The following is a 12,252-nucleotide window of genomic DNA, read 5'->3' as shown; positions in this document are numbered from 1 at the left end:
GGCGCAGTAGCCCATGGAACCCCCACCGGTCAGAACCGCCACCATAAGACTGTCTTACTGCCCATCATGGACGTCGGCGACCTCACCAGAGATAATGAGGGCCCGAGAATCCAGCTTGTGGATCAGCAAGACCACGTCTTTGTACTCGGGTTGGTCCGTCACAACCAACAGCACGTCCCGGCCATCACCCTCGTCATCACCAGCCACCAAAACCGTCGTCACCAAGTCACCATATACGGATTCAATGGCCCGCATAATCGTCGGTAGTTGCCGTTCACTCACAACGTGGAGCATGCGCTTGCGGTCCAACCCCGTAGCGATATAATTCATCACCATCCGCGTAATCAGCAGGGAGAATGCGGCCAAAATGAACGCTTCCCACCCCGACACAATAATGTTTAATGATGAAACGGCTACATCAATTACAAACAGGCTATTTTCCGTTTTAATACCGAAGTGTTTCTTCAAAATCAGTGGCGGAACTGTTGTCCCACCACTAGAGGCATCCACCATGTACAGCATGGCAAAGCCAACCGCGATTAAGACGCTACCGACAAGAATAGCCAGCAGCTTATCCTCCACAACTTTGGTAATCGGTAATACCGCCATAATCAGCGGCAACATGAGGCTTCCGTATAATATCCGGATGCTGGTTGACCTGTCCACCAAAAAGTAGGCCAACAACAATAAGGCCACGTTAATCACCATGGTGCTCATGGCCACCGGCACGTGCCAAACCTCGTATAAAATAATTGCAATACCGGTTGAACCACCAGCGGCAACACCGTGCGGGGCAAAGAACATGTTAATGCTCATCGCAATCACCGCTAGCGCTACCGTGATGAACCCCATCCGGTACCAGGCGTTAGTTTTGATTGTGCGCATAAGTTTCTCCTCTTTAACTGCTTTTGGTCACCATCACTTTTTACTAATACTAGTGTATCAATTTTACACCATAAAATCTAGTTAGATGAGCCTACCGTGAGTACAAAAGCCTATCAATCATCCTAATTTACTAAAAACATAAATTTTTACCGGACACAAAGACGGCCCCGCATCCACCAATTCAGGTGGTATACAGAGCCGTAATTAATCGTCGCGGGTGTTTAATTGTTACTCACTACTAAATCTTTCATTACCGGGCCCATACTAGGCGGTTAATGGTACCCGAGAGGCAGGTCTGCAAAACGATTTGCTCGCCTTGGCCCGCGCTAACAATGTGATTCCATGCGTCTTGACCAGTGTGAATATCGTAGCCCTGGTCGTTGACATCCGCCGTACTCGTTACGTGGTACGTCCGTACCTGTCCATCCACATCCGTTACGGTGATGGCACTACCGATACCCAGCTGGATAATAGCACCAAAGCTGGAGGTGTTGTGCCCAATAATGTGTGTGGACTGACCATCACTAACGGATAGCCGTGTCTGGCCGCCCCATGTCTCCACCAGGTTACCAGCGGGAGCGTTGTGACACTCATGTTGCCCTGAATTACAGGCATCGTGATGCCCAGAAAACTGATGCTAGGACCCGCACTACTTTGCTGCGGTGCGCTGGTTGCACTCTGACTTTGCGTGGTTGTCGGTTGTGTAACCTGCGTCGTTGAGCTAGTAGTACTACTGGTTGTGCTGGTGGCGCCCCCACCCGCGTTAACCTGATTATCCTGGGTACCAGCCGCTGTTGCGCTCGTGTTCGCTTGACCGGCCGGGGCGGTCGCTGCGGAACCCTCATTGACTGCCTTAGTTGTTGCAACACCAGCCTGCACTTTATTACCTGATTGGGTAGCGGACTGCTGAATGTCCTGCTTACGGGCCGCGCTTTGAACCAAAGCGTGTGCCAGTAAGTTGTCAGTAGGTTCAGGTTGCTGAATGCGACCCACACGAGCCGTTACTGCTTGCTCAGCATGAGCTTGTGGATGACCCACCCACAGCCCCACCGACGCGACAACTAAGGATACTGTACCTAAAACTGCATATTTAGTTTTCATAAATAACACCCCTAAACTCACACCCCGGCGAGCTGGTTCGCGGGAATTCCGGTGTTCCCCAACACCTCCTTTGAACATCTTAAGCATACGCGCCGTGGTATACGGCGACAACTTATTTCTTGTAAGTATTGTTTAGGATGCGTAAATTAAGGTAAAAAAATTGCCCTACCATAACAGGCTAGGGCAACTTTGCACATGCTATCAGTATGATGTTAGCAAGCGCTAATAGAACAATCAGTCAATTAGACGATTTTTGTTGTGCATTACAAAACACATGATTAATTATTGGCGCGGGCGTCAGTCCGTGAGTAGTTGGCTACGTCGGCCGCAATCGCCGAAATGAACATGTTGACCGACTGGCTCATCGAATCCTGCTCCCCGTAGCGACGAACGGACACGGATGCTGATGCCAGTTCGTCATCACCAACAACGACTGTGTACGGTACCTTCTGCGTCTGGGCTTCGCGAATCTTGTAACCCATCTTTTCGTTACGGTCGTCAACCTTCACGCGGATGCCCTCAGCCAACAGCTTAGCCTTCACATCGTTAACGTAGTCGAGGTGGGCATCGTTGTTCACCGGAATCATTACAACCTGAGTTGGAGCCAACCATGTTGGGAATGCACCCTTATAGATTTCAGTCAGGTAAGCGATGAACCGTTCCATCGTGCCGACAATCCCACGGTGAATCATCACGGGACGGTGTTCTTCACCATCGGCACCAACGTAACTGAGTTCAAACTGCTTTGGCAGCATGAAGTCAAGTTGGATGGTGGACATGGTTTCATCGTTACCCAAAGCCGTCTTGGTCTGGATGTCCAGCTTTGGTCCGTAGAACGCTGCCTCGCCTTCAGCCTCGTAGTACTCCAGGCCCAGGTCATCCATGGCGCCCTTCAACATGCTCTGGCTCCGGTTCCACATCTCATCGTCGTCGAAGTACTTCTCGGTGTTTGCTGGGTCACGGTAGGACAGACGGAACGTGTAGTCCGTGATGTTGAAGTCCGCGTACACACTCATAATCAGCTGCAAAATCTTCTTGAATTCGTCCTGCACCTGTTCCAAAGCGACAAAGGTGTGACCGTCGTTCAGCGTCATTTCACGCACACGCTGCAGACCGGATAGCGCACCAGACTTCTCGTAACGGTGCATCATACCCAGTTCGGCAATCCGCATTGGCAGGTCACGGTATGAGCGGATGTGGTGCTTGTAAATCTGAATGTGGCTTGGGCAGTTCATCGGGCGCAGTTCCAGCATTTCGCCTTCACCCATGTCCATTGGTGGAAACATGTCCTCACGGTAGTGCTGCCAGTGACCAGACGTCTTGTAAACGTCCAGGTTAGCTAGCACTGGCGTGTAGACGTGTTCGTAACCGGCAGCAACTTCGCGGTCGATGACGTAACGCTCAATGGTCCGACGGATAGTGGCACCGTTAGGCATCCAGTATGGCAAACCCGCACCGACTTTGGGGTCAACGAAGAACAGGTCCAAATCACGGCCAATCACACGGTGGTCACGCTCCTTGGCCTCCTGGCGACGCTGGGCGTCAGCTTCCAGGTCGGCTTCTTTGTAGTACGCCGTCCCGTAAATCCGTTGGAGCATTGGGTTGGAAGACTTACCTTCCCAGTAGGCGCCGGCAACACTGAGCAGAGCAAAGTGCTTGAGGGGCTTCAGGTCAGGTAACAGGGCACCCTCCTGGAAACCAACAAAGTCGCCCAGCTGGTGCGCAGCGATGGGGTCGCCGGCTTCTTGGGCCAACTGACTACGGTATGGGTCGTCGCCGAATTTTGCGGCTGCGTCAGCCTGACTGAGGCTAACGGACTTGATGGGATCGCTAGCGGCGATGATGGCCTTCATCTTGTCCTTGACGGCGGTCAGTTCATCGACGGAAATCTGGGCACCATCCTGATCGGTATCAACGTAGAAGCCATCCTCATCGGCGTGGGCTTCACCGAAGCGCATCTTAGGGTTGAGGTCGGCGAGTGCGGCTGCCAGAACAAAGGCGGCGGTGTTACGCAGAACGGCGAGGCCATCGTCACCATCTTTGGTGACAATTTCGATGGCGCCGTCGTGGGAGAGCGGTGCGTTAAGGTCAACGAATTGACCGTCCAGCTTACCGGCGATGGCCTTCTTGCCAAGGGTTGGGCTAATGGACTGGGCAACGGTTAATACGGTTGCGTCGTCGTCAAAGCTTTTAACGTTACCATCTGGGAACTTCAATGAAATAGACATATGTAACTCTTCCTTTCTTTTTGGCGGGAACAAAAAATCCCTGACGTCATTAATGACATCAGGGACGAATACACTTCGCGGTTCCACCCAGCTTGGCACAGCACGACACTGCGCCCACTTGTTCACCCGTAACCAGAGTTCAGGGCCTTGCGGCAGATCTCGAGAAGTGGTGCGGATCCTGCATGCACGAGTTCCAGCTAATATCGTGCTCTCTGAAGTTGCAGTTCCTTTTTGCTTCCGTCTTCGATACTTGTATTAAAACACAGATGTTTACGAAAGGCAAACAATTTAAGAGAGCGGTGCAGGCCGTTTAGAAGACAGAACATAAGCAACTCTAACCGAAAGGCCCGGTTTTGGCCTTTTGGTTAGAGTTGCTTATGTGGCGTCTTCTGGCCTGCGTAGCTCGTTTCCATACGCACGACTAATGCGGGAGCGTTGTAGCATTCGCCGTTAAGGTAGCAGTAATAGCCGAAAGGCCCGCACTTGGCCTTTTGGTGTTAGTAGCTTATGCGTCGCTTTCGGGCCTGCGCAGCTCGTTTTCATACGCACGACTAACGCGGGAGCGCTGTAGCATTCGCCGTCAATGTAGCAGCACTAGCGGCAGAATCTCCACACCGGCCTACCCTTTCGCACCGCCACCTACTGTGGCCGCCGGTTCCGTCCACCCACGGCAATTTCCCGGCTCAGGAACCGAATGCGCTGCATAATGCGCTGAGCTTTAACGGTCTCACTATTCCCCTGCTCGCGGCCGGCAAAAAAGTTTTCGAGTTCGTCCATCGTTTTGTTGGAGCTAAAGCAAGTCGGCAGGTCTTCCTGCATCCGGTACTGCAGAATGACGCCGAGCACATCGTCGCGCAGCCAGGCACTCCACGACTCAGCGCCGATATCGTCCAGCATCAGCACCGGCGCACGCTTAACCCGATCAATTTCCTGGGTTACGGTGTTGGTGGCAATGCTGCCCTTCATGTTCACCGCAAAGGTAGGAAAGTGTAGCAGTGTCGTGCCAACGCCAAAGTCGGCGAGGCCGTTAGCAATTGCTCCCAGTAAGTATGTTTTACCGACGCCAAAGGCACCAGTTAAGTAAAGTCCCTGCACGTGACCACGATCCGGTTTGGCCACCGCGTTAACAAACATCGTCGCTGCAGCAAGTGCCTCCGTTCGGTCCTGTTGATCATAGGCCAATAGGTCAGCACCACGGATATCCTTTGGCATGTTCATGACCGTTACCAAGCTAGCTTTGGCACGCTGGGCATCGGCCGCAACTTTATCCGCACTTGGCTGGTAGGCAATATCAATCTGGTGGTTACTCATAACCAACTGTGGTTCGTACCCCGGAATGGGTGGGGTCGCCCCCGCGTCCAGTTCCTCTCGCAACTTGACGTATTCAAACAGTTTGGCGGCACCCGCGTCCACGGTGGCCTCCGTGAGTTCGGCAGCATTGGCCGTCAAAAACCGCTGCACATCCCCGTTTTTGAGTACGCGATCAATCGTTTGCTGGTACTGGCGCCCCCAATTATGGTCGGCAAAGTGGCGCTGGAGGTACGCCGATAATCGTTCAAGTTGTGCCATAGCTACTGCTCCTTTTTCTGCTGACGTTTACGCGCTAGTTCTTGCAACTGGGCGTTTAACTGGGCCTGAGTATCGGCGGAAACCGCCTCTTTCGGAGCCACATAGTCGTTCTTAGCCCATTCCGGCACCGGTTCACTCCGGCCACCGCGCTTACTATTGGACCGCCGCTTGCTCCGTTGCTGTTGCTTAGTGTTGCCGGCAGCATATTCGTGAATTTGCGTTAACGCCTGTTCTGGTGTGTGGACGCCAGCCTGAGCCCAGCTGTTGGCGAGTAAATCCAAAAACTTTTCGCTGACGTTGCCGTTATCACTGGTTCGCAAAGCATAATCAACCATGACGTTAATCGTGGCCGGCGAGAAAATGCCACGGTCCGCTAACCGCTGCAAAGCCTTAATCTCACTCCGACTGGCAAACATCCGGCTATCTCGCGCCTGCTTGGCGGCATTAATAAACTCTCGGGGAGTCATTGACTTTGCCCTAGTCAGCATCTCTTGCTCCCGTTGATCACTGGGTTGACTCGGTTGTACGGTTACCTGCGCGTTAGCGTTAGTCGATGTCGCAGTGGCATCACTACCGCGCGGAGCAAAGTGGCGGGTGTGCCCCCGTTCAAACTGCTGCTCAACGTTACTGCGCAAACGGGCCATGTCGAGCTTGCCCGTTAGTAAATCCAGCGCCTGACCAATTTGTGCCGCTAACGTCGGTTCGTCCAAACCGTAGAATCCCGCCAGCTGCTGTAATGCGTGCTGATTCTGCGCGAGCGCCCCACTTTGGATATTGGTGTTGCCCACGAGGTTAGCCAACAGATCCCAGTCCAACCGCACACCAGCGATTTCCGGACTGCCAGTTCCCGCCGGTATTACCGCGTCTTTGGCCGCACTAACCGCAGCCGGTGGCTGGGTGGCTTGTGCAGCCACTAGGTTAAAGACGTCGCTAAACTGCAGGGACACGTTGTGCATATCCTGTCTCCGCACTGGTGTGAGTTCGAACTCGTGCACCAGCTCTTCATACCGTTCTTCGCCCACCGTATCAAACAGCAGGATGCCCAGTAAATCGTCCGCAAAGAAAGCACCGGGCGTAACTGGTGCGTGCATTTCATACACGTAATGCCGCTGCTGATCGACCTGCGAAAAGGTCTGCACCAGCTGCATAGCCTCTAGCCGCACGCGGGCATCGTAGAGCTCGTCAATGCTTACACCCAGTATCCCCATCAGCCGCGTGTGTGGGTGCCGGTCCTGGGAGAACACGGGGTGCCGGGTACTCTCCGCCCAAAGGCTAGTATACAAAGCCGTAGCAACCGGGCCGATGATTGGCTGGTATAAGTACGTCAACGTCCGTCGGTCAACATCACTGTACTCAGTTGCTTGAGTCGCTAAATAATCATTTTGTGGTTGAAAACTTGCTGGACGTTGCACGAACCCCCGCCTCCTTTGCTTAGCTGTCGCCTAACTGGGCGATGCCTAATTCACGCACCCCCGTGAGGCGCAACAAACTTTGCGACCATAAGCGCGCGGGGCGCAACCGGAGCCATCCCCCGCTTGCGCCCACTATTTCTTATCGCCGTCGTGTTCCTTATCCATCATGCCCTGCAATTCATTCATGAACACGGACATATCCTTAAACTGGCGGTAAACGCTAGCAAACCGGATGTAGGCCACATCGTCGACATCAGCCAGCTTCTGCATCACGAACTCACCAATACTTTGGCTCGAAATTTCGTTCTCACCAATCGCCCGAATCTTGGCCTCAACCTGCTCGACAATCTGCTGCATCTGTTCCATAGTGACCGGCCGCTTCTCCGCCGCACGAATCAAGCCCTTCAGAACCTTCTCGCGACTAAACTCTTCACGCGTACCGTTTTTCTTGATGACTAATAGCGGTGTCTGTTCAACCCGTTCAAAGGTGGTGAACCGGAAACCGCAATTTTCGCATTCACGACGACGACGAATTGCCTCGCCGCCCTCGGTTGGCCGTGAATCCACGACCCGTGAGCTATTTTTATGACAATGTGGACACTGCACGTTCATACCCCCAGGGAATATTCGACCTGTGTTGACGTCACGAACGGCGCCACACGATACCTATTGTCACCATTATACCAAAACTCACAGCTTGTGCGTGTTGAGGATGTGCGCAATAAGCTGCTGAACCTCGACGCGTCGCAATTCGGCGGGAACGTCGGTGTTGATGGCAAAGTCGGCGCGGGCCACTTTCTCGTCTAGTGGCAGTTGTGCGTCAATCCGCGCCAACGCCTCGTTAACGGTCAAGCCATCACGCACAGCCAGGCGTTCCTGTTGCTGCTTCGCTGGCACGGTCACCACCGCCACGCCGTCAAAGTAGTCCTCATACTTCTGTTCATACAGTAAGGGTACGTCAGCAACGACCAAGTCAGCTCCCGTTGCAACCGCCTCCGCTAGTTCCCCCTCAAACCGTTCGCGAATGGCGGGCTGTATAATTGCGTTCAGCTTCGACAAACGCCGTGGGTGCCCAAAAACAACTTTGCCCAACAGGCCGCGATTCAGCGTGCCGTCGCCCTGAATAATCATACTCCCAAATTCGTGCTGGAGCTGCGACAGAATCTTGCTGCCGGGAGCCGCAACCGCCCGCGCGATTACATCTAAATCAATCACGGGGTACCCCGCCGCGCGAAAATCGTTGGCAACTGTCGTCTTACCCGTCGCAATACCGCCAGTAATACCTAACTTATACGTCATGCCCAATTCCTCCACTGACTACTCCGCCTTTGCGGGTGCCACCTGACAATGCGGGCAAAAATGCGTACCCCGACCGCCGACCTTAATTTTGACAATTTTGGTACCACAACGCGGACAAGGCTCACCCTGATGACCGTACACAGCCAGCCGGTCTTGAAAACCGCCGACTTGCCCCGCCGCATCGACGAACGAGTGGACCGTTGTCCCGCGTAACTTGATGGACTCCGCCATAATTTCAATAATGGCGTCATGTAGCCGCGTAACCTCGGCCAAAGTCAACGAATTTGCAGGACGTTCGGGGTGCACCCGGGCCCGCCACAAACTTTCGTCGGCGTAGATGTTCCCCACACCAGCAACCGTGGCCTGGTCAAGTATCACGGACTTAATCGCCTTTTTATGCTTGGCCAGCTTAGCGGCAAAGTCGTCCACGGTAAAATCCGACGCCACGGGTTCAGGACCCATGGACGCTAGACCGCTAATAGCGACGTTTTCGGTGCCGGTACGCACCACGTTCATACGGCCAAATTTACGCGAATCCATGTAGCGTAATTCGGACCCATCGGCAAAGGTGAACCAGACATGCGTCCACCGCTCGTGGGGCATTTCGTGGTCCGTGGCCAACATGTACTTACCTTCCATGCGCAAATGGCTCACTAACGTCCAGTCCCCCGTCAACCGGAGCAATAAATATTTACCACGACGATCCACACGGGTAAAGGTTTCGCCAACCAACCGGGCACGGACTTCATCCAACCCATCGCGTAGGATAGCTTCCCAGTTTGTCCCGATAGCCACGATTTGCTTGCCCTTAATCAATCCTGTTAACGTGCGCCGAACCGTCTCCACTTCTGGTAATTCTGGCATGATTGTATCCCTCTTTCGTTCTGTAGTACGTGCTACTTGGCGTCAAACCACGTCTGCCCGTGATTAGTTTCCACTTTCAGCGGTACGTCCAGCTTGACGGCAGCGTCCATCACGCCTGCAACCACCGTCCGCAAACGGTCCATCTCGCTAGCAGGCGCCTCAAAGATCAGTTCGTCATGCACTTGGAGTAGCATACGGGCCTGCAGGTGTGCCGCACTCACCGCGGCGGGCATCCGTACCATCGCCACTTTGATAATGTCAGCTGCACTACCCTGGATGGGGGTGTTCATAGCGGTACGTTCTGCAAAGCTGCGCAGGTTAAAGTTACGGCTGTGGATGTCGTGCAGGTAGCGCCGCCGGTGGAGCAGCGTTTCTACATAGCCCTGCTCGCGCGCGGTGGCCACCATGCGTTCCATGTATTCGTGCACTTGCGGGTACTGTTCAAAGTAGCCCGCAATGAAGTCCTTAGCCTGTTGCCGCGTAATACCGATGTTCTGGGCCAACCCAAAGTCGCTGATGCCGTAAACAATACCAAAGTTAACGGCCTTGGCTTGACGGCGCATATCCGGGGTGACCTGGTCGGCACTCGTGAGGTTAAAAATCTTCATGGCGGTGTTCGCATGGATATCGCGGTCCTCTTTGAACGCTTCCTGCATGTTGGCGTCGCCAGAAATGTGCGCGAGCACGCGTAGTTCAATCTGCGAGTAGTCGGCGCTGAAAAGTTCCCAGTCGGGATGACTAGGGACAAAGGCGTGGCGCACCTGCTTACCGTCGCCCCGGGCCGGAATGTTCTGCATGTTGGGGTCGACGGAGCTCAAACGGCCGGTCTGCGTTAGTGTCTGTAGGTAACGGGTATGAATCTTCCCGTCGGCGTGCACCGCCTCTTGAAGGCCGACCACGTACGTTGATTGAATCTTGCTAATTTTACGGTAATCCAGAATTTTTTGAATAATGGGGTGCGCGGTGCGCAGCTGTTCCAGCACCGAAACACTGGTTGAGTAACCAGTCTTAGTTTTCTTAACGACTGGTAGTCCCAAATCCTCGAACAGTACTACCCCCAATTGCTTAGGGGAATTAAGGTTAAATTCCTGCCCAGCATCGGCGTAAATCTGCTGTTCCAGGACGGACATTGACCCGGTCAGTTGCTTACCCATCTCCGCCAGGATGTTAGTATCCAGGCTAATTCCGGTATACTCCATATCGCCCAGCACCCGCGCTAGGGGCAACTCCAGGTCGGTGAACAACTGCGTTTCGTCCTGATCAGCGAGCTCCGTAGTTAGGCGCGGACGCAGCGCAAGCAACGCGGCACCCTTTTGCGCCATGTGGTTACAAAATTCATCGTGATCCGGCACGTGTAGTTTCGCGCCTTTGCCGTACACGTCCTCATCTGCCGGCAGGGCATCGTAATTATGCTGCCGAGCTAGTTGGCCTAAGTCATTACTGTTTTCATCGGGGTTCAGCAAGTAGGATGCGAGTAACGCGTCAAAGTCGGGGTGCAGGTCCAAACCGAGGTGTCGGCCGGCGACCAGGTTGCGCTTGGCATCGAAAACTGTGAGTTGACGCGACGCATCGCCCAACCACAAGGCAAATTCCATGTCCTGCAGTAACGAGGTATCGGTTGATACAAAGGTATGGTGCTCATCGGCAACGACAAAACCTTCCACCTGCGCGGTGTGGTAATTATCCGTCAACATTTCCAGTTCGAAAGCCACCGGGGCCTTTAACCGCATCGCGGCGTCTAAGTTCTCCGCCGCGAGTTCAGTGTATTCCACCTGCGTGGCCGGGGCGGCCCCCTGCGCACCCATACGCTTCAAAGCCTGACGCATATCCATGCGTTGGTAGAAAGCACGCAACTGCTCGTAGTCAGGGCCCGCAAAGTTAATGTCATCAAGCCCGATCGTAATTGGGGCATCCTGGCGAATAGTGGCCAGATCCTTACTCATGATTGCCTGGTCATGATCCTCAACCAGGTGTTTCTTCATCTTGCTGGCCTTCAGGTCGTTAATGTGTGCGTATAGGTCTTCCACCGAACCAAACTGCTGTACTAACTTGATGGCGGTTTTCTCGCCGACTTTGGTTACCCCCGGATAGTTATCCGAGGTGTCACCCATTAAACCCTTCAGGTCAATAATTTGACGGGGTGTCACACCCAGCTTTTCCTGAACGTATGCTGGCGTATACTCTTCGAGCTCGGTCACACCCTTCTTGGTAACGGCCACCGTCACCCGGTCCGTAGCAAGCTGCGTCAAATCACGGTCACCGGTCACCACCAGCACCTGGTCCCCCTGCTGGTCAGCCTCGCGGGCCAACGTGCCGATAATGTCGTCGGCCTCGTAGTTCGCGAGTTCATAGTGCACAATGCCGTGGCCTTCCAACATTTCTTTGACCAGCGGCAACTGCTCCAGCAATTCATCGGGTGTCTTTTGGCGTCCAGCCTTGTAGTCATCATACTTGGCGGTGCGGAAGGTTTTGCTGCCGGCATCAAAAGCCACCAAGATTTTATCGAAATCCTGGCTAGCCAACAGGTTATCCAACATATTGTTCACACCCAGAATGGCGTTGGTGTGCACCCCATCGCTATTAGTGAAGCGATCTAACGAAGTATAGGTTGCGTAGAAGGCCCGAAACGTAATTGAATTACCATCGATTAATAAAATATTTTTTGCCACGGTGTGCACTCCTTTGCCAGCACGAGTTTCTTAACTAATAACATTGTACCAAAAGCGGCGCCCCGCTAATAGGGCTACGCGTGGAAGCGGCGTAACGTGTTCGTTAGCGGCGGCGTCGGCCGACCGGTGAGCTGCGGCTTTCGTGCCCTGCGCCGTGATTGATACGGTAGTGGTTGACGGCAGCATCGGTCGGATTGGGGAGCTGCGGCTTCTGTGGGGTACTCC

Annotated in this window: 10 protein-coding genes; all 10 read right to left on the bottom strand. The window is 53.9% G+C overall.

Annotated features, from left to right (window positions below; translation table 11 throughout):
* Nucleotides 1–54 precede the first annotated feature (54 nt).
* A complete protein-coding gene (locus LPA02S_RS08245) occupies nt 55–885 on the bottom strand; it encodes a YitT family protein (protein ID WP_054650462.1) in 831 nt (276 codons plus the stop codon).
* 250 nt (nt 886–1,135) lie between these two features.
* The gene (locus LPA02S_RS11960; RefSeq protein ID WP_420835974.1) at nt 1,136–1,354 is read right to left on the bottom strand and encodes a sortase family protein; all 219 of its coding nucleotides are present in this window, start codon (nt 1,352–1,354) and stop codon (nt 1,136–1,138) included.
* Nucleotides 1,321–1,986, bottom strand: coding sequence for a hypothetical protein (locus LPA02S_RS11805; protein ID WP_056957169.1), 666 nt, complete (start codon nt 1,984–1,986; stop codon nt 1,321–1,323). The genes LPA02S_RS11960 and LPA02S_RS11805 overlap by 34 nt, the downstream gene beginning before the upstream one ends.
* Nucleotides 1,987–2,264: 278 nt before the next feature.
* Nucleotides 2,265–4,214, bottom strand: a complete 1,950-nt coding sequence (thrS, locus tag LPA02S_RS08235) for a threonine--tRNA ligase (protein ID WP_056957168.1) — start codon at nt 4,212–4,214, stop codon at nt 2,265–2,267.
* 639 nt (nt 4,215–4,853) lie between these two features.
* Complete coding sequence (gene dnaI, locus LPA02S_RS08230; protein ID WP_056957167.1) at nt 4,854–5,783, bottom strand: primosomal protein DnaI; 930 nt, start codon at nt 5,781–5,783, stop codon at nt 4,854–4,856.
* Nucleotides 5,784–5,785: 2 nt separating this feature from the next.
* Entirely contained in the window at nt 5,786–7,195 is a 1,410-nt protein-coding gene (locus LPA02S_RS08225) for a DnaD domain protein (protein WP_056957166.1), read from the bottom strand.
* Nucleotides 7,196–7,327: 132 nt separating this feature from the next.
* On the bottom strand, nt 7,328–7,801 hold the full coding sequence (gene nrdR / locus LPA02S_RS08220; protein ID WP_054650480.1) for a transcriptional regulator NrdR: 474 nt from the start codon (nt 7,799–7,801) through the stop codon (nt 7,328–7,330).
* Nucleotides 7,802–7,885: 84 nt separating this feature from the next.
* On the bottom strand, nt 7,886–8,494 hold the full coding sequence (gene coaE / locus LPA02S_RS08215) for a dephospho-CoA kinase (protein ID WP_056957165.1): 609 nt from the start codon (nt 8,492–8,494) through the stop codon (nt 7,886–7,888).
* A gap of 18 nt (nt 8,495–8,512) precedes the next feature.
* The gene (mutM, locus tag LPA02S_RS08210; protein WP_054650452.1) at nt 8,513–9,358 is read right to left on the bottom strand and encodes a DNA-formamidopyrimidine glycosylase; all 846 of its coding nucleotides are present in this window, start codon (nt 9,356–9,358) and stop codon (nt 8,513–8,515) included.
* Between the two features lie 32 nt (nt 9,359–9,390).
* On the bottom strand, nt 9,391–12,027 hold the full coding sequence (gene polA, locus LPA02S_RS08205; RefSeq protein WP_056957164.1) for a DNA polymerase I: 2,637 nt from the start codon (nt 12,025–12,027) through the stop codon (nt 9,391–9,393).
* Between the last annotated feature and the right edge of the window lie 225 nt (nt 12,028–12,252).

The sequence above is a fragment of the Lacticaseibacillus pantheris DSM 15945 = JCM 12539 = NBRC 106106 genome (assembly GCF_001591865.1).
GTDB classification, from domain to species: Bacteria; Bacillota; Bacilli; order Lactobacillales; family Lactobacillaceae; genus Lacticaseibacillus; species Lacticaseibacillus pantheris.
The sequence above is the reverse complement of the archived record's forward strand: the minus strand, read 5'-3'. Positions and strand labels throughout refer to the sequence as shown.

What these genes read in the sequence shown, in the direction of transcription:
- thrS (WP_056957168.1), bottom strand. Translation starts at nt 4,214, where the DNA reads ATGTCTATTTCATTGAAGTTCCCAGATGGTAACGTTAAAAGCTTTGAC.
- mutM (WP_054650452.1), bottom strand. Translation starts at nt 9,358, where the DNA reads ATGCCAGAATTACCAGAAGTGGAGACGGTTCGGCGCACGTTAACAGGA.
- dnaI (WP_056957167.1), bottom strand. Translation starts at nt 5,783, where the DNA reads ATGGCACAACTTGAACGATTATCGGCGTACCTCCAGCGCCACTTTGCC.
- LPA02S_RS08245 (WP_054650462.1), bottom strand. Translation starts at nt 885, where the DNA reads ATGCGCACAATCAAAACTAACGCCTGGTACCGGATGGGGTTCATCACG.
- LPA02S_RS11805 (WP_056957169.1), bottom strand. Translation starts at nt 1,986, where the DNA reads ATGAAAACTAAATATGCAGTTTTAGGTACAGTATCCTTAGTTGTCGCG.
- coaE (WP_056957165.1), bottom strand. Translation starts at nt 8,494, where the DNA reads ATGACGTATAAGTTAGGTATTACTGGCGGTATTGCGACGGGTAAGACG.